The organism is Amycolatopsis sp. NPDC104819 (genome assembly GCF_055583145.1).
In genome coordinates this window covers 495,510-520,024 of record NZ_JBVJON010000001.1, presented here as the reverse complement: position 1 = coordinate 520,024, position 24,515 = coordinate 495,510, and the positions used below count along the sequence as shown (strand labels likewise).

Below are 24,515 nucleotides of genomic sequence, written 5' to 3'. Positions count from 1 at the left end.
CGTAGCTCAGTCGAACAGCGCGGGAAGCGTGCTCTCCCAAGCGGTCCGCAGCTCGTCCAACGTGAACTCCGTAATCCCCTGCAGCTCCAACGTCCCCGACTCCGGGTCCACCACACCGGTCTTGCGCCACGGCAGGCCGCGCGCCGTGCACATCTCCGTGAAGCGCAGCTCCTCCGTGCGCGGGACCGCCACCAGCACGCGGCCCGACGACTCCGAGAACAGCTGCACGAACGGGTCCTCGTCGCTGTCCAGGAACACCCGCGCGCCGCACTGTCCGATGAGGACCGTCTCGATGAACGCCTGGATCAGGCCGCCGTCCGCGAGGTCGTGGGCCGCCGAGATCATTCCGTCGCGCGAGCCCGCTACCAAAACGTCCGCCAGCAGCTTCTCGCGCGCCAGGTCCACCCGCGGGGGGACACCGCCGAGGTGGCCGTGGAGCTCGCGGGCCCAGGCCGAGCCGTCCAGCTCGTCGTGCGTTTCGCCCAGCAGCAGCAGGGTTTCGCCCGCCTCCGCGCCGATGCCCGTCGGGATGCGGCGGGTGACGTCGTCGATCACGCCGAGGACGCCGATCACCGGCGTCGGCAGGATCGCCGTCGACCCCGTCTGGTTGAAGAAACTCACGTTGCCGCCCGTCACCGGGATGCCCAGCTCGACGCAGCCGTCCGCGAGACCGTGCACGGCCTGCTCGAACTGCCACATCACGCCCGGGTCGGTCGGCGCGCCGAAGTTCAGGCAGTCCGACACCGCCACCGGGGTCGCGCCGCCCGTCGCCACGTTGCGGTACGCCTCCGCCAGCGCCAGCTGCGCGCCGCGGTACGGGTCGAGGTAGACGAACTTGCTGTTGCAGTCCGTCGCCACCGAGACGCCGCGGCCACTCGACTCGTCGATCCGGATCATCCCCGAGTCGGACGGCTGTGACAGCACGGAGTTACCACGCACGTACCGGTCGTACTGCGACGTCACCCATTCCTTCGACGCCTGGTTCGGCGACGCGATCAAGCGCAGGATGTCCGCCCGCAGTTCGTCCGGAGTGGACGGACGCGGCAGCGACGCCGACGTGTCCGCGATCAGCGCGTCCTGAAAGGACGGTCGCTCGATCGGCCGGTCGTACACCGGGCCCTGGTGCGCCACCGTGTGCGCCGGGACGTCGACGACGACCTCGTCGTTCCAGGTGATCACCAGGTGCTCGCCGTCGGTGACCTCGCCGATGTCGGTGGCGATGACGTCCCACTTGCGGCAGACCGCCATGAACGCCTCGACGTTCTCCGGCGAGACGACCGCGCACATGCGCTCCTGCGACTCGCTCGACAGCACCTCCGCGGGCGTCATTCCCGTGGCGCGCAACGGAACGCGGTCGAGGTAGATGTGCATGCCGCCGTCGCCGGCCGCGGCCAGCTCCGACGTCGCGCACGACAGCCCGGCGCCGCCGAGGTCCTGGATGCCGACGACCAGCTTCTGCGCGAACAGCTCGAGGCAGCACTCGATGAGCACCTTCTCGGTGAACGGGTCACCCACCTGGACGCTCGGCAGCTTCTTGCGGCCGCCCGACGACTCGTCACCCGAAAAGGTGTCACTCGCCAGGACGGAAACGCCGCCGATGCCGTCGAGGCCGGTGCGCGCGCCGAACAGGATGATCTTGTTGCCGGTGCCGGACGCGAACGCCAGGTGCAGGTCTTCGACGCGCATCGCGCCGACGCAGAGCGCGTTCACCAGCGGGTTGCCGCTGTACGACGGGTCGAACACCAGCTCGCCGCCGATGTTCGGCAGGCCCAGGCAGTTGCCGTAACCACCGACACCCGCGACGACGCCGGGCAGCACGCGCTTGGTGTCGGGGGCGTCGGCCGGGCCGAAGCGCAGCGCGTCGGCGACCGCGAGCGGGCGCGCGCCCATCGCCATGATGTCGCGCACGATGCCGCCGACACCGGTCGCGGCGCCCTGGTACGGCTCCACATAGGACGGGTGGTTGTGGCTCTCCACCTTGAAGGTGACCGCCCAGCCCTCGCCGATGTCGACGACACCCGCGTTCTCGCCGATGCCGGCCAGCATCTTGGCCTTCATCTCGTCGGTGGCGGTCTCCCCGAAGTACCGCAGGTGCTTCTTCGACGACTTGTAGGAGCAGTGCTCGCTCCACATCACCGAGTACATGGCCAGCTCGGCGTCGGTGGGCCGGCGGCCGAGGATTTCCCGGATGCGGGCGTACTCGTCGTCGGCGAGCCCGAGCTCGCGATACGGCTGACTGTGGTCCGGGGTCGCCCCGGCGCGCTCGGTGGTGTCAACGGTGCTGGTCACGGTGTCCGTGTCAGGGTTCGCCACGGCCGCCAGGATACGGGCAGCCCGGCAGCGCCCCGGACGGTGGGCCGCCGAAATCGGGCGCGCCGCGGCCGGTGTGAGCGGGCCGACACCGGAACGGCCGCGGCGAAAATCGGTCGCCTTCCGCTGGTGGTCGGCTTACCGTCGGGAATCGTGCTTTCCGCCACATATCCCTTTCCGCCGCTGCGGCTGCCCGCACGGCCGACCGCGAGCCGCTTCCTGCTCGCCGTGTTCCGGGCCCGGGTGGGCTCGGTCCTCGGCGCGGCCGCGATCGGTGTCGTCTGGGCGCTCCCGGGCGCGCTGCTGCCGCTGGTCGTCGGCCAGGGCATCGGCGCCATCGTCGCGCACGACGGCGGGGCGATCTGGCGCTGGGCGCTGGCCGCGGCCGCCCTCGGCGTCGTCCAGACCCTGTCCGGGACCTGGCTGCACTTCCTCAACTACGGCCTGTGGCTGCACGGCGCGGGCTCGACGCAGCGGGCGGTGTCGGCGCACACCACGCGCGTCGGCGCCGGCCTGCGCGAGCAGACGACCACCGGCAACCTCGTCGCGATCTCGACGACCGACATCAACCACATCGGCAACACCGTCGAGATGACCGGGCGCGCGTTCGGCTCGCTGCTGGCGTTCGTCGTGGTCGCGGTGTGGCTGCTCTCGACGTCACCGCTGCTCGGGCTGGTCGCACTGGTCGGTGTGCCGGTCGCGGTGCTGGGCATCGGGCCGCTGCTGGCGCCGCTGCAGAACCGCAAGGCCAAGCAGCGCGAGAAGCGTGGAGACGTCAACGCGCTCGGCGCGGACATCGTGTCCGGCCTGCGGATCCTGCGTGGCATCGGCGGTGAGCGGCGGTTCTTCACCCGCTTCCGCGAGACGAGCCAGCGGGTGCGGGTGGCCGGCATCGAGGTCGGCCAGGCCGAGGCCTGGCTGGCCGCGGCCGAGATCGCGCTGCCCGGCCTGGTCACCGTGGTGATCACCTGGCTGGGCGCGCGGCTGGCCGTCGCGGGCTCGATCGACGTCGGGCAGCTGGTGGCGTTCTACGGCATCTCGGCGTTCCTCATCTGGCCGGTCTCCGCCGCGACGGAGGCGGTCGGGTCGATCACGTCGGGCCTGGTCGCGTCGCGGAAGGTCGCGGCGCTGCTGGCGATCCAGCCGAAGCTGGCGGACCCGGAGACACCCGAACGGCTGCCCGAAGGGCCGCTGGAGCTGGTGGACACCGAGTCCGGGATCCGCGTCGCGGCCGGGCGGCTGACGGTCGTCGACCTCGGCGCCGACGGTGAGGCGGTGGCCGACCGGCTGGCCCGGTTCGCCGATCCGGCCGACGGCGAAGAGGTGCTGGTCGGCGGGATCCGCGCGGACCACGTCGCGCTCGCGGAGCTGCGGCGGCGGGTCGTGTACGCGCACAACCAGGACATCTGGTTCTCCGGTGTGCTGCGCGAGCAGCTGGCGCCGGCGCGGCCGAGCGACGTCAGCATCACCGAAGCGCTCTTCGCGGCCGACGCCGACGACATCATCGAGGCGCTGCCCAACGGCGTCGACGAGCTGATCGGCGAGCGCGGCCGCGAGGTGTCCGGTGGTCAGCGGCAGCGGCTGAACCTGGCCCGCGCGCTGGCGGTCGACGCCGACGTGCTGGTGCTGGACGAGCCGACGTCGGCGGTCGACGCGCACACGGAGGCACGCATCACCGAGCGCGTCACGGCGCTGCGCCGCGGCAAGACGACGGTGGTGTTCAGCCAGAGTCCACTGTGGACACACGTGGCCGACGAGGTCTTCACGGCGAAAGGGGTGACGGTATGAGAAGGCTTCCCACGGCGTCCCGGCAGGACGTCCGCCGCTGGGCGCGGAAGACGGCGGTGAGCCACAAACGCGAGTTCGGGCTGCTGCTCGGCTCGCTGGCCGTCGCGACGCTGATCGGGCTCGCCGCGCCGCAGCTGCTCGGCGCGCTCGTCGACGACGTCGCGGCCGGCACCACGACCGGGCACGTCGACCTGCTCGCGGCCGTGTTCGTGGTGATCCTGGTGCTGCAGGCGCTGGCGCGGAAGATCGCGCGGATGCGCGGCGCGGTGTTCGGCGAGCTGGTGCTGGCCGAGACCCGCGAGGAGTTCGTCGGGACGGCGCTGCAGCTGCCGCTGGGCACGGTCGAGGCGGCCGGCACCGGCGACCTGCTCAGCCGCGCCACCACCGACCTCGGCCGGATCGACCACGCGGCGCGGTTCGCGGCGCCGGAGATCCTGGTCGCTGCGGTGACCGTGGTGTTCACGGTCGTCGCGATGGTGCTGACGTCACCGCTGCTGTCGCTGAGCCTGCTGGTCGCGTTGCCGCTGCTGGTCACCGTCAACATCTGGTACCAGCGGCGGATCCCGTCGGTGATGCAGTGGATGCTCGACCGCTGGGCGGACCTGACCACGAGCGTCCACGAGACGGCCGAGGGCGCGCGCACGGTCGAGGCGCTCGGCCTCACCGACCGGCGGATCGACGCGGCGCACGAAGCACTGGAGCTCAGCATCTACGGCGAGCGCCGGATGCGGGCCCTGCAGCTGCGCTGGCTCCCGTCGCTGGAGATCAGCTACGTGCTGCCGCTGGCGGTCATGCTGCCGCTCGGGCTGCTCGCGTACACGCGCGGCTGGGCCGGGCTCGGCGAGATCACCACGATGCTGCTGTACGTCCAGGCGATGGCGACCCCGCTCAACGAGGCGCTGTTCTGGCTGGAGGACCTGCAGGTCGCGGGGGCCGCGGCGCGGCGGATCCTGGGCGTCCACTCGGTGGCCCTCGAGGAGGCGCCGAAGGTGACGGAGGTGCCGCGCGGGCGCGACATCGACGTGCACGGCGTCCGGTTCGCCTACACCGCCGACCGCGAGGTGCTGCACGGCATCGACCTGCGGGTGCCACGCGGCGAGCGGCTGGCGATCGTCGGGCCGTCCGGCGCGGGCAAGTCGACGCTCGGCCGGCTGCTGGCCGGCATCGCGGCGCCGTCGTCGGGCTCGGTCCGGATCGGCGGCCAGGACGTTTCGGCGCTGGCCGACGACGTCCTGCGCGGCGAGGTCCTGCTGCTGACCCAGGAGCACCACGTCTTCTCGGGCACGCTGCGGCAGAACCTCGCGCTCCCGGCGCGGCGCGCGGGCGGCGACTGGACGGACGACGAGCTGCTGGCGGCGCTGACCTCGGCGGGCGCGTCCGACTGGGTCGCGTCGCTGCCTTCCGGCCTCGACACGAAGCTGGGCTCGGGCGAGCACCCGGTGCCGGCGGCGATCGCGCAGCAGCTGGCGCTGGCCCGCGTCGTCCTGGCGGACCCGCACACGCTGGTGCTCGACGAAGCGACGTCGCTGCTGGACACCGGCTCGGCGCGGGACCTGGAGCGTTCGCTGAACAGCGTGCTGGAGGGACGGACGGTGATCGCGATCGCCCACCGCCTCCACACGGCCGCGGCGGCCGACCGGGTCGCGGTGGTCGAAGGCGGCCGGATCACGGAGCTGGGTTCGCACTCGGCGCTGCTGGCGGCGGGCGGTTCGTACGCGCGTCTGGTGGCGGCGGCTTCGTAGTCCGGAATGTCCGGAGTTCGCGCGGTGTTGCTCCCCGGGTAGCGGATCTTCTGCCTGGGGAGTGACATGTCCTTCGTGATGACGGCGGCCGAGCGCGAATCGTTCCTGAGCGGTGTCCACGTCGGGGTGCTGGCGGTGGAGCGCGCCGGCCGGGCCCCGCTCGCGGTCCCGGTCTGGTACGACTACGAACCCGGCGGTGAGCTGCTGATCTGGATGGAACGCGAGACGGTCAAGGACCGCGCGATCACGGCGGCGGGCCGGCTGAGCCTGGCCGTCCAGGACGAGAACCCGCCGTACAGGTACGTGACGGTCGAGGGCCCGGTGATCGCGAACGACAAGCCGCCGACGCGCGAACAGGCGCTGCGGATCGCGGGCCGCTACTGGCCCACGGCCGAGGCGACGGCGTACGTCGACTCGGCGCTCGGCGAGCGGTCGGTCCTGGTGCGCGTCCGCCCGGAGAAGTGGCTGTCGAACGACCAGAGCAAGAGTTGAGCCCTGTGGACAACCCGCGTCCACGGGCCCGGAACTGTCGGTGCCCCTCGGTAAAATGGATACCGGGGGGCGCCGCCCGCCCTCAAGCCTTGATCAGCGCGTCCACCGCGCTGTAGAACATGCCCAGCCCGTCGTCCGACGGCCCGGTCAGCGCGTCGATCGCGTGCTCCGGGTGCGGCATCAGCCCGACGACCCGGCCGTTCTCGCTCCGGATCCCCGCGATGTCGTTGCGCGACCCGTTCGGGTTGCCGCCCACGTACCGGAACACCACGCGCCCCTCGGCCTCGAGCTCGTCCAAAGTGGACTGCTCGGCCACGTAGCAGCCGTCGATGTTCTTCATCGGGATCAGGATCTCGGCGCCCTGCTCGTACCGGGTGGTCCACGCGGTTTCGGTGTTCTCGACGCGCAGCCACTGGTCGCGGCAGATGAAGTGCAGACCCTGGTTGCGGATCATCGCGCCCGGCAGCAGGCCCGCCTCGCACAGGATCTGGAAGCCGTTGCAGATGCCGAGCACCGGCATGCCCGCGCGCGCCGCCTCGATCACCGGCGTCATGACCGGCGCGAACCGGGCGATCACACCCGCGCGCAGGTAGTCGCCGTAGGAGAAGCCACCCGGGACGACCACGGCGTCGACGTCGTGCAGGTTCTCGTCGGCGTGCCAGAGGGGCACGGCCTCCGCGTCGGCGTAGCGGACCGCGCGGGCCGCGTCACCGTCGTCGAGCGTGCCGGGGAAGGTGATGACGCCGATGCGCGCGCTCACGCGTCCACCCGCGTGATGGTCCACTGCTCGATGACCGGGTTCGCGAGGAAGCCTTCGGCGATCTTCTCAAGCGTCGCGTCGTCGACCGTGTCGTCGACCTCGATCTCGAAGTGCTTGCCCTGGCGGATCTCCTTGATCCCGGTGAAGCCGAGACGGCCGGCGGCGCCGAGCGCGGCCTGTCCCTGCGGGTCGAGGATTTCGGGCTTCGGCATGACGTCGACGACGACTCGGGCCACGGCAGGCTGCTCCTTATTCACGCAGGTCGTGGGTACCCCGCGAGCATAGTTCACCCAGTTCCGCAGGCGGCGGGCACCTAGACTGGCCGCGGACGCCGACCTGCGCCATGATGAGTCGTTGACATCGCGCCAACAGCTGTGGAGGCACCGTGGACTCCTACGACTACGTGATCATCGGCGCCGGGAGCGCGGGCTGCGTGCTGGCGAACCGGCTCACCGAGGATCCGTCGGCCCAGGTCCTGCTGCTCGAAGCGGGCGGCGAGGACACCGCGGACGAAATCCACATCCCGGCAGCGTTCGCCTCGCTGTTCAAGACCAAGTGGGACTGGAACTACGAGACGGTCGAGCAGAAGCACACCGGCAAGCCGGCCTACTGGCCGCGCGGCAAGATGCTCGGCGGCTGCTCGTCGATCAACGCGATGATCTACATCCGCGGCAACCGCGCCGACTACGACGGCTGGCGCGATTCCCACGGCGCCGAGGGCTGGGGCTGGGACGACGTCCTCCCCTACTTCAAGCGTGCCGAGGGCAACCAGCGGCTCGGCGGCCCGCTGCACGGCACCGACGGCCCGCTGCACGTCGAGGACCGCCGCTTCACCCACGAGCTGTCGAGCGCGTGGGTCGACTCGGCCGTCGCATGGGGCCTCAAGCGCACCGACGACTTCAACGGCGAGAGCCAGGAAGGCGCCGGCGTCTACCAGGTGACCTGCAAGAAGGGCCGCCGCTGGTCGACCGCCGACGCCTACCTGCGGCCCGCCTTGGAGCGGCCGAACCTCACGGTGAAGACGAACGCGCCGGCCACCCGGGTCGTCTTCGAGGGCACGCGTGCGACCGGCGTGTCCTATTTGGACAACGGCGTCGAGGTCACGGCACGCGCGTCGGCCGAGGTTCTGTTGAGCGGTGGCGCGGTGAACTCGCCGCAGCTGCTGATGGTCTCCGGCGTCGGGCCGGCCGAGCACCTGCGTGAGCACGGCATCAGCGTCGTCGCGGCGCTGCCCGGCGTCGGCGAGAACCTGCACGACCACCCGGCGTGCGGGATCATCTGGTCCACGCGCGGCACGACCGACCTCGTCGACGCCGCCACGCCGGCCGGTCTCGTTCGCTACCAGCTGACGAAGCGCGGGCCGCTGGCGTCGAACATCGGCGAAGCCGGCGCGTTCTTCCCGACCGGCGACGGCCTGCCCGCGCCGGACATGCAGATCCACGTCGCGCCGACGTTGTTCTACGACAACGGTTTGCGCGAGCCGACCGTCCCCGGGTTCACGTCGGCGGCGACGCTGGTGGACGTCGCGAGCCGCGGCCGACTGCGGCTGAAGTCGGCGAACCCGTTGTGGAAGCCGGAAATCGACCCGGCTTACTACGCGGAGCCGGCCGACATGGACAAGATGATCGCCGGCCTGCGCGCGTTGATCGAGATCGGCCGGGTCGGCCCGCTGAAGCGGTTCCTGGACCAGCCGTTCCTGCCGGCGCGGCACGATCTGACCGACGCCGAGCTGGCCGACCACATCCGCGAGAACACGCAGACGCTCTACCACCCGGTCGGCACGTGCTCGATCGGGTCGGTGGTCGACCCGCAGCTGCGGGTGCTCGGGGTCGAGGGCCTGCGCGTGGTCGACGCGTCCGTGATGCCCGTGGTGCCGCGGGGCAACACGAACGCGCCGACGATCATGGTCGCCGAGAAGGCGGCCGACCTGATCCGGGGCCGCTAGCGCTTGCCGTGGAGGATGGTCACCAGCTTGACCACCAGCGCGTCCGTGGACTCCTTGCGGCTGAACGACGTCAGCGTCAACGGCGCCGTGAAGCGCTGACGCGCGATCGCCTTCGTGCGGGCGAACTCGCGCAGCCCTTCCGGGCCGTGGATGCGGCCGAAGCCGGAGTCGCCCACGCCGCCGAACGGCAGTGACGCGATCCCGGCGAACGAGAGCGGCGCGTTGATCGACGTCATGCCGGTGCGCAGCCGCTCGGCCAGTTCGACACCGCGGGACTTCGAGAAGACCGTCGAGCCCAGGCCGTACTTCGTGTGGTTCGCCTTCTCGATCGCTTCGTCCATGTCGCGGACCTTCGCGATGGTGACCGTCGGGCCGAACGTCTCCTCGGTGACCGCCTCGGAGTCCTCCGGGACGTCGATGAGCACCGTCGGCTGGGCGTAGCGGTCGCCGACGGACTCCTCACCACCGAGGACGGCCTTGCCGCCGCGGGCCAGCGCGTCCTGGATGTGCCGCTTGATCACGCCGAGCTGCGACGGCATCGTGACCGGGCCGTACTGCGCGGCCTCGTCCGAACCCGCGCGGACGTCCTTCGTCTTCTCGACGACCTTCGCGACGAACTCGTCGTGCACCTTCTCGTGGACGTACACCCGCTCGACGCCGATGCAGGTCTGGCCGGAGTTGGAGAACGCGCCCCACACGGTCGCGTCGGCGGCGGCGTCGAGGTCGGCGTCCACGTCGACGAGCACCGGGTCCTTGCCGCCCGCCTCGATGACGACCGGGGTCAGCGTCTCGGCGGCTGCGGCCATGATGCGCTTGCCGGTGGCGGTCGAGCCGGTGAAGGCGATCTTGTCGACACCCGCGCCAACCAGCGCGGCGCCCGTCTCGCCGAAGCCCGTGATCAGCTGCAGCACCGGCTGCTCCGGCACGATCTCGGCGAAGGCGTCAACCAGCCACTTCCCGACACCGGGCGTGTACTCGCTGGGCTTGAAGACGACGGCGTTGCCCGCGGCGAGCGCGTACGCGATCGAGCCGAGCGGGGTGAACACCGGGTAGTTCCACGGGCCGATCACGCCGACCACGCCCAGCGGCTGGTACTCGACGGTCGCCGCCTGGTTCGACATCAGCAACCCTGCGGAGCGCTTCTGCTTGCCGAGGATCTTCTTCGCGTGCTTGCCCGCCCACGCGATGTGTTCGATGGCCAGGACGCTCTCGAGCTGCGCGTCGGCGATCGGCTTGCCGGTCTCGTCGCGCACCACCTGGCACAGCTGCGGCAGCCGCCGCGTCAGAACGCCTTTCCAGCTCTTGAGCCGCTCCGCGCGCCCGGCGAAGCCGAGGTCGGCCCACCACTGCGCCGCGACGCGCGCTCGCGCGACGGCCGCCTGCACGTCTTCGGCGCTGTGCACGGGGTAGGTTCCGACCACCTCGTCGGTCGCCGGGCTCAGCGAGTCGAAGGTCTCGCCGACCGACGTCGGCTTCGGCTGGACGGCAGTCATCGGCGTCTCCCTGGAGGTCGCGGGTCAGCCCAGGTTACGACGTTACTGACATCGTGCCAATAGCTCGCGCGGGCTTCCGCACCAGCATTCCACCGGCGATCGCCGAGGCAAAGACACCGAACAACGGAGCGACCCACAACGGCAGCACCCCGACGGCCAGCGAGCCCAGCCCGAAGCCGGCTGCCTGCACCGTGAAGCTCAGCGAGAACCCCGCCGACCTGCGGTTCTTCGGCAGCAGCCGTTGCAGGTTGACCGACGTCGCCGCGACCAGCGGCCCGGTGCACGCGCCGATCACCGCCACCGACCCGATCAGCCCCGGCCAGCCGAGGTCCGCCGCGAGGGTGAGGCCACCGACGACGAACCCGCCGAGGAACAGCCGCGCGTCGCCGGTCTTGCCTCGCCACGCGTAGAGCGCGCTGCCCGCGATGCTCGCCCCGCTCAGCACGGCGATCACCACCGGCGCGGCGGCCTCGGGCGCGCCGAGACGCTGGACCAGCGGCAACGGCGCGACCTCGATCGTCGACAGCAGCAGCCCGACGGTGAACGCGCAGCACAGCCACGGCAGGTACGCGCTCATCGGCACCCGTCCGCCTTCGGCGCCGGATTCCACCCGTTCGCGCTCACCCGCGCGGCGCGGGACGAGCGCGGCGGCGGCCACGCAGGCGACGGCCATCGCGGCGAGCGGGACGAACGTGCCGGCCAGGTCGAGCAGCGCAACCAGCGCCGGACCGCCGATAAGCACCCCTTCGAGGATCATCGCGTCCACGGAGATCGCCCGCGGCAGCAGCGCGTCGTCGACGGTGTCGGCGAGCAGCGTCCGGAAGCCGCCCGACAACGCTCCCGCCGTGGTCCCGGGCAGCAGGACGAGCCCGAGCAGCACGGCGTTCGGCGCGTCCGCCGCCGCGGCCGCGGCCAGCACGACGAAGCCCACGGCGGTCAGGACCAGCAGCGCCGGCAGGCCACGGGCCGGCCCGACCCGGTCGATCAGCCGCCCGACCGGCACCGCGCCGGCCATCTCGGCCACGACGTAGACCGACATCAGCACCCCGCCGAGGCGGTACGAGCCGGTCGTCGCGGTGGTCAGCAGGGTGAACGCGAGCGGCGCCATGGTCGCCGGCAGCCGGGCGAACTGGACGCCCGCCGACCAGCGCCAGTAGGCGCGATGGGTGAACAACGACATGTTCGTAACCTCGCGTGTCCCCGGGCCGAGGCACACTTATTCGGGTGAGAGCGAATCGCCGATGATCGAGCTGATCCTGACCGCGGCCGGCGCCCAACGAGTCCGCTTCGCGATCTCGCCGCTGGAGGAGGTGCTGGGCGCCGTCCAGACGCTGCTCGGCGTCCGCACGCACCCGGCCCACCTGCCGTGGGTGTCCGGCGCGCCCGGCGTCGACGTCCCGGAGCTCGCCGCGGTGCTCAGCGCCCGGCACTACCTCACCGAGTTCCTGAGCCCGCCGCCCGACGGCCCGGAAACGACCGCCGAAGCCCAGCTGCGCGCGGTCCGCGCGACGCCGCCGCACCAGGTCGCCCTGGAGCTGGCGATGGTCGACGCCGACCTGAGCAGCCTGCCCGCCGACCCGGCAGCCGCGCGCGACCTGCTCGCCGACCAGCTCGAGACGGTCTGGCACACGATGCTCGCACCGCAGTGGCCTCGCCTGCGCGAGCTGCTGGCGGCCGACATCGCCCACCGGACCCGGGTGCTCGGCGAAGGGGGTGTCGCGACGATGCTCGCCGAGCTCCACCCGCGCGTCCGCCTGACCGGGACGTCCCTGCTGGTGGACGTCCGATCCCGCGAACGGCTGGAGATCGACTCACGCGGGCTGCTGCTGATCCCGGCGGTGTTCGCCTGGCCGAACGTCGGTGTGGTCACGGTTCCGCCGTGGCAGATCTCCCTTCTCTACCCCGCTCGGGGTGTCGCCTCGTTGTGGACGTCGGTCACGACTCCGCCGGAGCCGCTGACCGAGGTGCTCGGCCGGACCCGGGCCCTGCTGCTGACAACGCTCGACCAGCCGGCCGCGACGACCGACCTCGCCCAGCGCCACGGCCTGGCCCCGGCGACGGTTTCGGCGCACCTCACAGCGTTGCGCGGGGCCGGGTTGCTGGCCTCGGAACGCCGGGGTCACCGGGTGCTGTACCGGCGGACGGAGCTGGGCGACGCGTTGCTCACGGGCAAGATCTGACGAACCGGGACTAGGCTGGAATCGACCACCCCCTAAGGAGAATCATCAATGCGTATCGTCCATTTCGGACATGCCTGCGTGCTGGTGGAGACCGGCTCGGAGCGGATCCTGATCGACCCGGGCACGTTCTCCACGGACTTCGAGGGCGAGCGTGAGCTGTCCGCCGTGCTGATCACCCATCAGCACTTCGACCACCTCGACGTCGAGCGGCTGCCGAAGGTGCTCGAAGCCAACCCCGGCGCGAAGCTGATCGTCGACCCCGGCTCGGCCGAAGCCGTCGAGAAGCTCGGCGTCCCGTTCGACATCGCCAACGTCGGCGACTCCTTCGCGATCGGCGACACCTCCCTCAAGGCCGTCGGCGGCGAGCACGCCGTCATCCACAGTGACATTCCGGTGATCCCGAACATCGGCTACCTCGTCGACGACGGCGCGTTCTACCACCCGGGCGACTCGTTCTTCGTGCCCGAGCAGAAGATCGACGTCCTCGGCCTGCCGACGGGCGCGCCGTGGCTCAAGGCCGGCGAAGCCGTCGACTACCTGCGCGCGGTAGCGCCGCGGATCGCCGTGCCGATCCACGAAGCCGTGCTCGCCAACCCGGCCATGCACTACGGCTTGTTCGGCAATCTCGCGCCGGAGGGCACCGAGCTCAAGGTGCTCGACCGCGGTGGGCTCACCACCGTCTGAACCCCGTGCGGCGTGCCCGCTCAGGACCTCGAGTCCGCCGGCACGCCGCACAGTTCGGCGGCGTCACGCCACAGCTCCTCCTCTCGCCCTTCGTCGTAGGACTCCTTCGACGACGGCACCACCCGGCCGCGGTCGAGGTAGGCCCCGGACTCCGCGGGCCGCGCCCCGCCCATGGCCGCCGCGAGTTTCACCCCCGCCGTCCGCGGGCTGGACGCGATCGGCGTCGCCCACAACGCCGGCATCAGCCACCGGAAGCCGAAGCGCTGGATGGCGCTCGCATCCCGCACCAGACCCGTGCCCGGCACCAGCCCCGGCGTGTAGGCGTAGACGTCGACGTTCGGCAGCCGCCTCGCGAGCGCATGCACGAGGTACTGCACCCCGAGCTTGCTGGTCGAGTACGCCCGGCGGCCCGCGTCGAGGGTGTCCGCCTCCGGCCCGCTTCCCGGCGTGGCGAGGCTCCGCGGGCTGGTCCAACGCGGCGCCGGCACCAGGCCGAGGTTGTGCCGGAAGTCGCCGAAGTGCGACTCGCTGCCGGTCACGACGATCCGCGCGCCCGGCTCGAACCGGTCGGCCAGCAGGCGGATCAACAGGTAGTTCGCCAGGACGTTGATCCCGAAGGTGGCCTCGAAGCCGTCCGCGGTGGCCTTAGTACTAGAGGCCATCTGGACACCCGCGTTGGCCAGGAACCCGGTCAGCGGCGGAATCTCACCCGCATCGAGGCGCTTTCGCACGGTTTCCGCCGCCGCGCGCACCTCCGCGAGCGAACCGAGGTCGCAGGAAACCGCCTGGACGTTCGGGTTTCCGGTGCGCGCCGCCAGGTCCCGCGTGACCCGCTGACCGGCGTCCCCGCGCACGGTGATCAGGAGCAGCTGGTCCGGGTGGTCCCGGAGCAGCCGTTCGGCCGCGGCCAGGCCCAAGCCCCGGCTCGCGCCGGACATCAGCAGTGTCTTCGTCGGTTCGGTCATGTCATCGCTCCCTCACTCGAACAGGTACTCGATTCGAACTGGTACTCGGTACCGTAGCGCACTCGATACCAGTTGCGCTAGTGTGAGGGCATGGATCAACGCCCTTCGCTGCGGGAACGCAAGCAGAAGCAAGCTCGCGAGCAGATCGTGGAAGCGGCCTTCGCCCTGTTCGCGGAGCGCGGCTTCACCGAGGTCACGGTCACGGACATCGCGGAGCGCGCAGAGGTGGGGCGTACGACGTTCTTCAGATATTTCGGCGACAAGCAGGAGGTGGTGTTTTCGGACGAGCAGCAGCTGCTGGATCACCTGGCGGAGCGGCAGCGGGCGTTGCCGGGTGGCGCGCCACAGGACCTGTCGACGGCCCTCGACCAGGTCCGCGGGCTGGTGCTCGATGTCTGCGCCGAGGCCACTGCGGACATCGCGCACTACGAAATGCACCGGCGGCTGCTGGAGCAGAACCCGGAGCTCAGGGAACGCAGTGCGCGGAAGATGCAGCGGTTCGCCGAGCTGGGCGAGGCGATCCTGCTGGAGCGCGGCACTCCGCGGGAAGTCGCGGTGCTGGCCGCGCAGATCGCGGTCGCGTGCTACCAGGCCGGGAGCCGGCTCGCCGGAGCCGAAGCCCCGGCGCTGGCGCCCGCGGTCGACGTGGCCTTCGGGCAGCTCGACGTGCTCCTGGACAGCCGGCCGGCCCACAGCCCGGCAAAACGATCAGTGGACAGGCCTGATCGCACCCTTGTTGATTGAAAACTCCAGAGAGAAGCGGTAGCGGTCAGGCCGCCACCGCGCGCAGCGAGCCGTAGGTGGCGCCGAACGCGCGGTTCTCCAGCGCGACGTCCACCGCGTCGAGCAGAGCCTGGCGGAGGCCGGGGCGGGTGAGGTCCGTCGCGTCGACCCCCAGCCGGACCAGCCCACCCCGGCGAGCTGCGCGCGCGGAGGCGAGCACGAGCGCGAAGCAGCGCACCGTCTCCGTGCGGTGGGACTGACTGGTGAACTCCTGCACCCGGGCGCGGCGCACCTCGCCGGTGACGAGGTCCCGCACCGCGCCGAGGTCCGCGCACAGCCGGAACCCGTGCTCGGCCAGCGCCTGCAGCGTGCCCTGCGAAGCGATCCACCGCGGCGGCGCGAAGCCGTCGACGGTCAGCCCGGCGGCGTCCAAAGCGGCCTTCGCGGCGATGAGCCGGAGCCGGGCCTCGTGCGCCGGCAGCGTGGCGAACTCCGCCTTCTTGCCCAGGTACACCGCGCGGTGCGTGGGCGTGACGGCGTGGTCGTAACCGTGCAGCAGCACGGAATCACCGTGGCGGGCGCGGGTGCGCACCCACTCCGTCACCGGGCCTTCGCCGGTGCGAGCGGCGTGCAGCACCGAAAGCGGCACCTTGCGGCGGTCGAGCTCGGCCGCGAGGTCGGCGCACCGGTGCAGCGTGCGCGGGGTGATTCCCGACAGCGAAACCAGCAAGCGAGCGTCCACGCCACCATTGGGACGCACGCGTCTGACGCACGCGTGAACTGCGCAGAACGGGCGGCCGACACTTGCCGGAAGGGTCAGCCGCCTTCGCGGAGGCGCTGCACCGCCACCGCGATCCGGCCCCGCAGGTCGGGGTCGGCGACCTGACCGTCGGCGACGTCCACGCGTGAAATCGGAATCCGCACGCACGCCTCGTCGACGATGCGCGCGCCCGCGTAGGTCAGGACCTTGCGGAGCGAGTCGTGGGCGTCGCGGCCGCCGGTCGGGGCCGCGACCGAGGACGCGTTGATCCACGCCACCGGCTTGCCGTAGATCTCGCCGCCGCCGACGGTCCAGTCGAGCAGGTTCTTGAAGGACCCCGGCAGCCCGCCGGCGTACTCCGGTGTGCAGATCAGGACGGCGTCGGCCGCCTTGATCGCGGCGCGCAGCTCCGCGACGGCGGGGTGCAGGGGGTCGTGGTCGTCATCCGGGTTGAAGTGCGGCAGGTCGCCAAGACGGGGATAGGTCGTGCTCGCGGTGAGCGTCGCCACGGTCCCCAGCACCGCCGCATTGCCGGAGCCTGCCCGCAGGCTGCCGCAGATCAGCAGGATCACCCAACCAGTCTGCCAGGGAACGCCCGGTGATGCGGTGGCATGCCTCGAGGTACCGCTCGCGCGTGGCGGTCACCACCTCGGGCGGCAGGGGCGGCAGTGCGGAGACGCAGTCCCAGCCGGACGCCGGGCCGACGAGCCAGTCGCGCACCTGCTGCTTGTCGAACGACGGCCGCTGACGGCCGGGCCGGAGGGCGCCGGCGAGCCAGTAGCGCGCCGAATCCGGCGTCAGCAGCTCGTCCGCGAGCACGAGCCCGCCGTTCCTGCCGAGGCCGAACTCGAACTTCGTGTCGGCCAGCAGCAGGCCCTGCTCAGCGGCCCGTGCGGCGCCGCGGCGGTACAGCTCGAGCGAGGCCTCACGGACCTCCTCGGCGAGCCGGTGGCCGACGATCTCCGCGAACTTCGCGAAGTCGATGTTCACGTCGGGTTCGCCGGGCCGGGTCTTGGTGGACGGCGTGAAGATCGGCTCGGGCAGGCGGGCCGACTCGGCCAGCCCGGCCGGCAGCGGGACCCCGCACACGGAGCCGGACCGGCGGTAGTCCGCGTAGCCGCGGCCGGTGAGGTGACCGCGGACGACGGCCTCGATCGGGAGCATGTCGAGCCGTTCGACGAGCAGCGCCCGGCCGCGGACCTCGTCCGGGATCCCGGGTCCGTCGTAGGCCACCAGGTGGTTCGGGAGGACGTCGGCCAGTTCGGTGAACCAGAACACGCTCATCGCGGTGAGGACATGGCCCTTGTCCGGGACCGGGGTGGGAAAGACCTGTTCGAAGGCGGAAATGCGGTCGGAGGCGACGAGCAGGAGGAGGTCGTCGCCGACTTCGTAGAGGTCGCGAACCTTGCCGGGAACGAGCTCCCGGCATGCGGGGAGGGGGGTCACGCGCTGAACCCTAACGGGCACGCTCCGCCACCATGGATGATGCTGGCATGGCGTACGACTGGATCTCGGTGACGACCGACTACGGCCTGCGCGACGGCTTCGTGGCGGCCTGCCACGGCGTGATCGCGCGGCTGGCGCCCGCCGTGCGGGTGATCGACGTGACCCACGAAGTGCCGCCCCAGGAGATCCGGCACGGAGCGATGGCGCTGGCCCAGACGGTGCCGTTCCTGCCGGAGGCGGTGCACGTCGCCGTGGTCGACCCGGGTGTGGGCACGGCTCGGCTCGGTGTGGTCGTCGTGGCCGAAGGCGGGCTGCTGGTCGGGCCGGACAACGGCCTTCTACTGCCCGCCGCGCAAGCGCTCGGCGGGGTGCGGGCGGCGTACGAGCTGGCTGAGCCGTCGCTGCGGCTGGCGGTCACGTCGGCGACGTTCCACGGCCGGGACGTCTTCGCGCCGGCGGCCGCGCACCTCGCGCTGGGTGTCGCGCCGGCGGACTTCGGCGACCCGGTGACCGACCTGGTCGTGATGCCGGAGCCGTTCGTCGCGGCGTTTCCCGGGAAGCTGGTGTCGGAGGTGCTGACCGTCGACCACTTCGGGAACGTCCAGCTGGCCGCGACCCCGGCGGACCTCGAGCTGTCCGGTCTGTCGGGCGCGGTTTCCGTGCACAGCGAACGGGTCGCGGTCACCACGGTGCTCGGGCGGACCTTCGCGGACGTGCCCGCCGGGGCGAGCGTGCTCTACACCGATTCGGCCGGCCGGCTGGCCGTCGCGGTCAACGGCGGCTCCGCGGCCGACGTGCTGGGGCTGGGTCCCGCCCAGGAATGCACGATCACCTCGTCGCCCACCGCGACCTGACCCGGCCGCAGCACCGCGGCCTTCATCCCGAAGATCACCCCGCCGTCCGGGTGACGCCGGTAGGCGGCGAGCGTGCGGATCGGCTCGGGGCCGGCCTTCTCGCCGGTCTCCTGATCGACCATCGGCACCGTGCAGCGCACGCATTGCTTGGCATAGCCGAACATCGCGGTGCCCACGGACATCGCGCGGACTTCGTCCTCCAGGTGCGGCTCGACCCAGCCGGAGACGATCACGTTGGCCCGGAAGCGGTCCATCGGCACCGGCTCGGCTCCTCGTTCGAGGATGCGCGAGTTCAGTCCATCCAAAGAGGACTCCGAGGCGACGAGCAGTGCGTGGCCGTCGGCGAAGGCGGCCGTGCCCGGGGTCTCGCCGCTGGTGACGCGCTCGTGGTCCGGCGCCACCCCGATCAGCACCGACGGCAGGCCGAGGAGGTCCGAGAACCACTCCGCGGCCTCGGCGCCCTGGTGGACTCCGGTGCCGTGCCAGGAGAACGTCGAGCCCGGGTGCCGCGGGCCTTCGCGCCGGACGTCGAGGACGAGGTCGTCGAGGCCCGGCGCGGACAGCGACAGCCGGTCGCCGAGCACCCGGGGCCGGACCGACGCCAGGACCGGGTACCGACGCTGGCTGCGGAAGTCGCCGTCCGGGGCGACGACCTGGAACACGCGGTCGTGCGCCAGGCCGGCCGGCCCGACCTCGGCGGCCGGCACCGAAGTGCCGGCGCAGCCCTTGACCGGGTAGTATGTCAGCCGCGCGATCCTCGCCATGTCCGCAGGCTACCCGGGGCCCGGCCGCCGAAGCCCGCGCTTTTCAGAGCACCTGGGAGAGGAACCGCTGCAGGCGCGGGCTCTGCGGTGCGTCGAAGATCTGGGCCGGCGAACCCTGCTCGACGATCTTGCCCGCGTCCATGAAGGCCACCTCGTCGGCGACACTCCGCGCGAAACCCATCTCGTGGGTGACGACGACGAGCGTCAGCCCGCGTTCGGCGAGGCCCGCCATCAGGTTCAGCACACCCTTGACCAGTTCAGGATCGAGGGCGCTGGTGGCCTCGTCGAACAGCATCACCTCGGGATCCATCGCCAGCGCCCGGGCGATGGCGACGCGCTGCTGCTGGCCGCCGGAGAGCGCGCTCGGGCGGTACGGTGCCTTGTCCGCGAGGCCGACGTCGGCGAGGCGGGCGCGGGCGATCTCCGTCGCCTCCTCCTTGCCCAGCTTCTTCACGCTCCGCAGCGGCAGCACGATGTTGTCGAGCACACTGCGGTGACCGAACAGGTTGAAGTGCTGGAACACCATGCCGACGCGCTGGCGCAGCGCGTCGGGGTCGGCGTGGATCACCGACTCGCCGTCGAGGAGCAGATCGCCGGAATTGGGCTCCTGCAAGCGGTTCACGCACCTCAGGAGGGTCGACTTGCCCGAGCCGGACGGCCCGATCACGCAGGTCGTCTTCCCGCTGGCCACCTTGAGGTCGACCCCGCGCAGGACCTCCAGCGTGCCGAAGCGCACGTGGACGTCGCGCAGTTCCACACTGGACGAGCGGACTGCCGTCACCACGTCATGACCCTTCCTCCGGCGCCGAGCTCCACCGGATCGGCCTCGTCCGCCCGGACCTTGCGGCCGGTCCGGAGCTTCTTGTCGATGTAGTTGACCAGGTGCGTCAGCGGCACGGTGATCACCAGGTAGACGAACCCGGCGGCGACCAGCGGCGACAGGTTGCCGGTGTTGGCCGCGAGGTCCTGCCCGATCCGGAACAGCTCGCGCTGCTCGGACAGCAGGCCGAGGAAGTACACCAGGCTGGAGTCCTTGATCAGCGCGATGAACTGGTTCACCAGCGCCGGCAGCACCCGCCGCACACCCTGCGGGATGACCACCAGCAGCATCGCCTTGCTGTAGCTCATCCCCAGTGCGCGGCTGGCTTCCAGCTGTCCTTTCTCGACGCTCTGGATGCCGGACCGGAAGATCTCGCCGATGTAGGCGGCCGCGATCAGGCTCAGTGCCAAGATGCCCAGCGGGTACGGGTTGGTTCCGACGACGTCGCGCGCGAGGGTGCCGAGGCCCTGGCCGATCACCAGGATGGTCAGGATCGCCGGCAGGCCGCGGAAGATGTCGGTGTACACCCGCGCCGGCCAGCGCAGCCACGGCTTGGTGGACAGGCCCATCACCGCGACGACCATGCCGAGCACGATGCCGATCAGCGCGGACGTCAGCGCCAGGATCAGCGTGTTGAGCAGGCCGGTCTTCAGCAGGTCCGGGAAGACCTGCCAGATGTACTCCCAGTTGAAGAAGGTGTCGAGGAACTGGTCCATCTACTGCCCCGGCTTGAACTCGGCGGGCACGGGCGCGGTCGGCTCGAAGCGGTCGTGCACCTTGAGCCAGGTGCCGTCGGCGACGACCTTCTTGATGCCGCTGTTGATCTTGCCGATCACCTCGTTGTCGCCCTTCCTGAAGGCGAAGCCGTGCGGGATGGTCGTCACGACGGACTTGGTCACCTCGAGACCGGCGTTGTTCTTCGCGTAGTCCTCGGCGGTGGCCTGGTCGAACACCGCGCCGTCGACAGCTCCGGTCTTGAGCGCGCTCAGCGCTGCCGCGTCGTTCGGGAACCGGACGGCCTGGGCGGTGGGCGCGTTCGAGCCCAGCCAGGTGTCCGAGACCGTGCCCTGGACCACCCCGATCCGCTTGCCGGCCAACGAGTTCTCGTCGGTGATGCCGGCGGTGTTCCTGGCCGCGATGCCCAGGGCCTGGTAGTTGTACGGCGCCGAGAAGTCGACGGTCTTGCGCCGGGCGTCGGTCTGCGCGATGGCCGAGCTGCCGATGTCGAAGGTGCCGTTCGCGACCTGGCCGAGCAGCGACGAGAAGTCCGTCGCGACGAACTCGACCTTGAGGCCTTCCTGCTGCGCGATGGCCTTCAGCAGCTCGTTGTCGAATCCGGTGAAGGTGCCGTTTTCCTGGTAGGCGTTGGGTTTCGAGTCGCTCAGCGTGCCGACGCGCAGGGTGTCCGACGCGCTGTCCGAGCCGCCGCACGCGGTGAGCGCGGCCAGCAGGGTCGCGGTGACGGCCGTGACGAGTGCCTTCCTCACGCTCCTCCTCCCGAGAACCCGGCCGGCACCGGGACGGACGGGAGGAACTGCTGGTGCAGCTTCAGCCAGGTGCCGTCGGCGATGACCTGCTTGAGCCCGTCGTCGATCTTGCCGAGCAGTGCGCTGTTGCCCTTCTTCACCGCGAAGCCGTGCGGCACGTCGGTGACGAAGCTCTTCACCACGACGAGCCGGGCGTCCGGGTTGTCGGTCACGTTCGTCTCGGCGATGCTCTGGTCGAGGATGTACGCGTCGACGGCGCCGGTCTTCAACGCGGTCAGCGCCGCCGCGTAGTCGGGGAAGCGCACGGCCTGCGCGGTGGGGACCGTGCTGGTCAGCCAGTGGTCGCCGACTGTCGCCTGGATGACGGCGACGCGCTTGCCGGCCAGCCCCTTCTCGTCGGTGACCGACGTGCCCTGCTTCGCCTGGATGCTCATCGTTTCGAAGTCGTAGGCCGCGGAGAAGTCGACGGTCTTCTTGCGCTCGTCGGTCTGCGCGATCGCCGAGCTGGCGATGTCGTAACGACCGGACGCGACCTGTCCGAGCAGGGCGGAGAAATCCGTCGCGGCGAACTCGAGCTTCAGGTTCTGCTTGACCGCGATGGCCTTGAGCAGCTCGTTGTCGAAGCCGGTGTAGTTGCCGTCCTTGAGGAAGATGTTCGGCGGCGCGTCGCTGAGGGTGCCGACGCGCAGGGTCGCGGAAGCGGCGTCCGAGCCACCGCCGCACGCGGTGAGCGTGGCGACGAGGGCGGCGGCCAGGCCGGTGAGCAGGAGCTTCTTCACGTCAGACCCCCGGGTTCGTGACGAGCAGGCCGGGGCCGCCCTGCTGGAGCTCCTTGGACAGCGGCGTGTTCTTGTAGAACTGCGCGTAGATCCGCGCGACCGTGCCGTCGGCGATCGCCTTGGCGAGGCCGTCGTTGAGCTTCTTCAGCAGGTCGGTGTTCTTCTTCGCCACGGCGAACGCGGACGGGGTGTCCTTGTCCTCGACGGTGTAACCGAGCTCCAGCGGGACCGCCGGGTTCTGGTCGAGGTACTTCTGGCCGATGTCCTGCGGCACGACCCAGCCGTCGAGCGTGCCGTTCTTCAGCTGCGCGAAACCCGCGTTGTAGTCGGGGAAGCGGACGACCTGGGCGCTCGCGACCTTGCCCGCGAACTCGTCCTGGACCGAGCCCTGGACCACGCCGAGGCGCTTGCCCGACAGCGCGCCGGCGTCCTTGAGGTTCGCGCCCTTCGCGGTGACGACCGTGGTGAAGCCGGTGTTGTAACCGTTCGAGAAGGCGACGGTCTTCTTGCGCGCCTCCGTGCTGGAGATCGTCGAGCTGCCGATGTCGAACTTGCCGGTCGCGACGCCGGCCAGCAGGCCGGAGAACTCGGTGCCGACGAACTCGACCTCGAAGCCTTCACGCTTCGCGATGTCGCGCAGCAACTCGTTGTCGTAGCCGGTGAACCGGCCGTTCTCCAGGTAGATCGACGGCGGGGCGTTGCCCAGGGTTCCGACGCGCAAGGTCTGGCCGGCGGCGGAGGTGTCCGAGCCGCCGCACGCGGCCAGGGTCAGCGTCAGCGCGCCCGCAGTGACGACGGCGGCGATTTTCGACAGCGTGGATCTCATCGCTTCTTCCATGGTTGATCGCGCACGGGGCGCGATGAATGCGCGCCAGGCCGCGGGATGGGCGGCCCGGCGCTCCGGGTTCAGCGATCGAGATTAGGGATTTGACCCGTTGGTGTGGATTCGTTCCAGTCCGTGGACTGGTGCGTCAGCTCACAGGATCGGCTGCGGCGCGTACCCCGCCGCCTCGGGGAACCGCTCGAGCACCTGCGCGACGCGCTCGGCGACCTGCGCCACCTGGCGCCCGGCCGTGCCGGTGAACGAAATCCGGTCGGCGAGCAGCTTGTCCAGCTCACCGCGGTCGAGCGGGATGCGGTCGTCGGCGGCGAAGCGGTCGAGCAGGTCGTTCTCCGCGCGGCCTTCCCGCATCTCCAGCGCGACGGCGACGGAGTGCTCCTTGATCGCTTCGTGGGCCGTCTCACGTCCGACGCCGGCGCGGACCGACGCCATGAGCACCTTCGTGGTGGTGAGGAACGGCAGGTAGCGATCAAGCTCACGCTCGATGACCGCCGGGAAGGCGCCGAACTCGGCCAGCACCGTGAGGAAGGTCTCCAGCAGGCCGTCGAGCGCGAAGAACGCGTCCGGCAGCGCGACGCGGCGGACGACCGAGTCGGAGACGTCACCCTCGTTCCACTGGTCGCCGGCCAGCTCGCCGATCATCGAGAGGTACCCGCGCAGCACGACGGCGAGGCCGTTCACACGCTCGCACGAGCGGGTGTTCATCTTGTGCGGCATGGCGGACGAGCCGACCTGGCCGGGCTTGAAGCCTTCGGTGACCAGCTCGTGGCCGGCCATCAGCCGAATCGTCTTGGCCACGCTGGACGGCGCCGCCGCGACCTGGACCACGGTGGACAGCACGTCGAAGTCGAGCGAGCGCGGGTACACCTGGCCGACGCTGACGAACCGCCGGCTGAAGCCGAGGTGCTGCACCACACGGTCTTCGAGCTCGTCCAAAGTGGACTCGTCGCCGAGCAGGTCGAGCATGTCCTGCGCGGTGCCGACCGGGCCCTTGATGCCGCGCAACGGGTAGCGGCTGATCAGGTTGTCGAGCCGTTCGAAGGCGACCAGCAGCTCGTCCGCGGCCGTGGCGAACCGCTTGCCGAGGGTGGTGGCCTGCGCGGCGACGTTGTGGGAGCGGCCGGCCATGACCGTGTCGGCGTGCTCGACGGCGAGGGCGGCAAGCCGGGCCAGCACGGCCGCGACGCGGGTGCGCACGAGCTCCAGCGAACGGAGCTGCTGCAGCTGCTCGACGTTCTCGGTGAGGTCGCGCGAGGTCATGCCCTTGTGGATGTGCTCGTGGCCGGCGAGCGCGCTGAACTCCTCGATGCGCGCCTTGACGTCGTGCCGGGTGACGCGCTCGCGCGCGGCGATCGACTCGAGGTCGACGTTCTCGAGGACGCGCTCGTAGGCCTCGACGACACCGTCGGGCACGTCGACACCGAGGTCCTTCTGCGCCTTGAGGACGGCGAGCCAGAGCTGCCGCTCCAGCACGACCTTCTGCTCCGGCGACCAGAGCCGGACCAGCTCCGGCGAGGCGTAGCGGGAGGCGAGCACGTTCGGAATGCGGGGCTTGTCCGTCACGACCTCACGATACCCGGGCTGGGGGGGGGGGGGGGGGGGGGGGGGGGGGGGGGGGGGGGGGGGGGGGGGGGGGGGGGGGGGGGGAGGGCGGGGGGGGGGGGGGGGGGGTGGGGGGGAGG

At 71.1% G+C, this 24,515-nt stretch carries 24 protein-coding genes; 8 read left to right on the top strand and 16 right to left on the bottom strand.

The features are described from left to right. Window positions 1-6: 6 nt before the first annotated feature. Window positions 7-2,313 (bottom strand): phosphoribosylformylglycinamidine synthase subunit PurL, encoded by a 2,307-nt coding sequence (purL, locus tag ACZ63E_RS02565; protein WP_465312957.1) that lies wholly within the window; start codon window positions 2,311-2,313, stop codon window positions 7-9. A 150-nt stretch (window positions 2,314-2,463) separates the two neighbouring features. Here purL and ACZ63E_RS02560 point away from each other — a divergent pair, with 150 nt between their 5' ends. The 3 genes from ACZ63E_RS02560 (at window position 2,464) to ACZ63E_RS02550 (ending at window position 6,332) form a co-directional block, all read left to right on the top strand. Next, window positions 2,464-4,098: an ABC transporter ATP-binding protein gene (locus ACZ63E_RS02560; RefSeq protein WP_465333709.1), complete on the top strand. Its 1,635-nt coding sequence runs from the start codon at window positions 2,464-2,466 to the stop codon at window positions 4,096-4,098. Continuing rightward, the gene (locus ACZ63E_RS02555; RefSeq protein WP_465333707.1) at window positions 4,095-5,840 is read left to right on the top strand and encodes an ABC transporter ATP-binding protein; all 1,746 of its coding nucleotides are present in this window, start codon (window positions 4,095-4,097) and stop codon (window positions 5,838-5,840) included. Before ACZ63E_RS02560 ends, ACZ63E_RS02555 begins: the two co-directional genes overlap by 4 nt. A 66-nt stretch (window positions 5,841-5,906) precedes the next feature. Beyond that, a complete protein-coding gene (locus tag ACZ63E_RS02550) occupies window positions 5,907-6,332 on the top strand; it encodes a pyridoxamine 5'-phosphate oxidase family protein (protein WP_465333705.1) in 426 nt (141 codons plus the stop codon). A gap of 82 nt (window positions 6,333-6,414) precedes the next feature. Here the strand turns inward: ACZ63E_RS02550 and purQ are convergent, their stop codons facing one another. After that, window positions 6,415-7,092 carry a phosphoribosylformylglycinamidine synthase subunit PurQ gene (gene purQ / locus ACZ63E_RS02545; RefSeq protein WP_465333703.1) on the bottom strand — a complete coding sequence of 226 codons (678 nt, stop codon included), beginning with the start codon at window positions 7,090-7,092 and terminating at the stop codon, window positions 6,415-6,417. After that, window positions 7,089-7,328 carry a phosphoribosylformylglycinamidine synthase subunit PurS gene (gene purS / locus ACZ63E_RS02540; RefSeq protein ID WP_086675945.1) on the bottom strand — a complete coding sequence of 80 codons (240 nt, stop codon included), beginning with the start codon at window positions 7,326-7,328 and terminating at the stop codon, window positions 7,089-7,091. Before purS ends, purQ begins: the two co-directional genes overlap by 4 nt. A gap of 149 nt (window positions 7,329-7,477) precedes the next feature. On the opposite strand from purS, the gene ACZ63E_RS02535 reads away from it, so the two are divergent. After that, complete coding sequence (locus ACZ63E_RS02535; RefSeq protein ID WP_465333701.1) at window positions 7,478-9,037, top strand: GMC family oxidoreductase; 1,560 nt, start codon at window positions 7,478-7,480, stop codon at window positions 9,035-9,037. Here the strand turns inward: ACZ63E_RS02535 and ACZ63E_RS02530 are convergent. Next, the gene (locus tag ACZ63E_RS02530) at window positions 9,034-10,530 is read right to left on the bottom strand and encodes an aldehyde dehydrogenase family protein (protein WP_465333699.1); all 1,497 of its coding nucleotides are present in this window, start codon (window positions 10,528-10,530) and stop codon (window positions 9,034-9,036) included. The two genes, ACZ63E_RS02535 and ACZ63E_RS02530, sit on opposite strands and share 4 nt — an antisense overlap. Before the next feature lie 34 nt (window positions 10,531-10,564). Continuing rightward, entirely contained in the window at window positions 10,565-11,710 is a 1,146-nt protein-coding gene (locus ACZ63E_RS02525; RefSeq protein WP_465333697.1) for an MFS transporter, read from the bottom strand. Window positions 11,711-11,771: 61 nt separating this feature from the next. Here ACZ63E_RS02525 and ACZ63E_RS02520 point away from each other — a divergent pair, with 61 nt between their 5' ends. After that, window positions 11,772-12,710, top strand: a complete 939-nt coding sequence (locus ACZ63E_RS02520) for an ArsR/SmtB family transcription factor (protein WP_465333695.1) — start codon at window positions 11,772-11,774, stop codon at window positions 12,708-12,710. 48 nt (window positions 12,711-12,758) lie between these two features. Continuing rightward, the gene (locus ACZ63E_RS02515) at window positions 12,759-13,394 is read left to right on the top strand and encodes an MBL fold metallo-hydrolase (protein WP_465333693.1); all 636 of its coding nucleotides are present in this window, start codon (window positions 12,759-12,761) and stop codon (window positions 13,392-13,394) included. 20 nt (window positions 13,395-13,414) lie between these two features. On the opposite strand, the gene ACZ63E_RS02510 is transcribed toward ACZ63E_RS02515, so the two are convergent. Continuing rightward, on the bottom strand, window positions 13,415-14,359 hold the full coding sequence (locus tag ACZ63E_RS02510; protein ID WP_465333691.1) for an SDR family NAD(P)-dependent oxidoreductase: 945 nt from the start codon (window positions 14,357-14,359) through the stop codon (window positions 13,415-13,417). 90 nt (window positions 14,360-14,449) lie between these two features. Between ACZ63E_RS02510 and ACZ63E_RS02505 the strand changes: the two genes are divergently transcribed. Next, on the top strand, window positions 14,450-15,103 hold the full coding sequence (locus ACZ63E_RS02505; RefSeq protein WP_465333689.1) for a TetR/AcrR family transcriptional regulator: 654 nt from the start codon (window positions 14,450-14,452) through the stop codon (window positions 15,101-15,103). A 25-nt stretch (window positions 15,104-15,128) separates the two neighbouring features. On the opposite strand, the gene ACZ63E_RS02500 is transcribed toward ACZ63E_RS02505, so the two are convergent. The 3 genes from ACZ63E_RS02500 to ACZ63E_RS02490 all read right to left on the bottom strand — a co-directional run bounded on the left by ACZ63E_RS02500 (window position 15,129) and on the right by ACZ63E_RS02490 (window position 17,288). After that, window positions 15,129-15,824 carry a DUF2334 domain-containing protein gene (locus tag ACZ63E_RS02500; RefSeq protein WP_465333687.1) on the bottom strand — a complete coding sequence of 232 codons (696 nt, stop codon included), beginning with the start codon at window positions 15,822-15,824 and terminating at the stop codon, window positions 15,129-15,131. Between the two features lie 74 nt (window positions 15,825-15,898). After that, a complete protein-coding gene (locus ACZ63E_RS02495; protein ID WP_465312944.1) occupies window positions 15,899-16,363 on the bottom strand; it encodes an NADPH-dependent FMN reductase in 465 nt (154 codons plus the stop codon). Further along, window positions 16,284-17,288 carry a phosphoribosylaminoimidazolesuccinocarboxamide synthase gene (locus tag ACZ63E_RS02490; RefSeq protein WP_465333685.1) on the bottom strand — a complete coding sequence of 335 codons (1,005 nt, stop codon included), beginning with the start codon at window positions 17,286-17,288 and terminating at the stop codon, window positions 16,284-16,286. The genes ACZ63E_RS02495 and ACZ63E_RS02490 overlap by 80 nt, the downstream gene beginning before the upstream one ends. 47 nt (window positions 17,289-17,335) lie before the next feature. Between ACZ63E_RS02490 and ACZ63E_RS02485 the strand changes: the two genes are divergently transcribed. Beyond that, complete coding sequence (locus ACZ63E_RS02485; RefSeq protein WP_465333683.1) at window positions 17,336-18,142, top strand: SAM hydrolase/SAM-dependent halogenase family protein; 807 nt, start codon at window positions 17,336-17,338, stop codon at window positions 18,140-18,142. Here ACZ63E_RS02485 and ACZ63E_RS02480 read toward each other — a convergent pair. The 7 genes from ACZ63E_RS02480 to purB all read right to left on the bottom strand — a co-directional run bounded on the left by ACZ63E_RS02480 (window position 18,025) and on the right by purB (window position 24,396). Further along, window positions 18,025-18,906: an MOSC domain-containing protein gene (locus ACZ63E_RS02480; RefSeq protein ID WP_465333681.1), complete on the bottom strand. Its 882-nt coding sequence runs from the start codon at window positions 18,904-18,906 to the stop codon at window positions 18,025-18,027. The genes ACZ63E_RS02485 and ACZ63E_RS02480 overlap by 118 nt on opposite strands. 43 nt (window positions 18,907-18,949) lie before the next feature. Next, the gene (locus ACZ63E_RS02475; protein ID WP_465333680.1) at window positions 18,950-19,690 is read right to left on the bottom strand and encodes an amino acid ABC transporter ATP-binding protein; all 741 of its coding nucleotides are present in this window, start codon (window positions 19,688-19,690) and stop codon (window positions 18,950-18,952) included. After that, a complete protein-coding gene (locus ACZ63E_RS02470; protein ID WP_465333678.1) occupies window positions 19,684-20,442 on the bottom strand; it encodes an amino acid ABC transporter permease in 759 nt (252 codons plus the stop codon). Before ACZ63E_RS02470 ends, ACZ63E_RS02475 begins: the two co-directional genes overlap by 7 nt. Next, window positions 20,443-21,213 carry an ABC transporter substrate-binding protein gene (locus ACZ63E_RS02465; RefSeq protein WP_465333677.1) on the bottom strand — a complete coding sequence of 257 codons (771 nt, stop codon included), beginning with the start codon at window positions 21,211-21,213 and terminating at the stop codon, window positions 20,443-20,445. Then, window positions 21,210-21,992, bottom strand: coding sequence for an ABC transporter substrate-binding protein (locus ACZ63E_RS02460; protein WP_465333676.1), 783 nt, complete (start codon window positions 21,990-21,992; stop codon window positions 21,210-21,212). Before ACZ63E_RS02460 ends, ACZ63E_RS02465 begins: the two co-directional genes overlap by 4 nt. Before the next feature lies 1 nt (window position 21,993). Beyond that, window positions 21,994-22,818, bottom strand: coding sequence for a substrate-binding periplasmic protein (locus ACZ63E_RS02455; RefSeq protein ID WP_465333675.1), 825 nt, complete (start codon window positions 22,816-22,818; stop codon window positions 21,994-21,996). A gap of 150 nt (window positions 22,819-22,968) precedes the next feature. Then, window positions 22,969-24,396 (bottom strand): adenylosuccinate lyase, encoded by a 1,428-nt coding sequence (purB, locus tag ACZ63E_RS02450; RefSeq protein ID WP_465333673.1) that lies wholly within the window; start codon window positions 24,394-24,396, stop codon window positions 22,969-22,971. Window positions 24,397-24,515 lie beyond the last annotated feature (119 nt).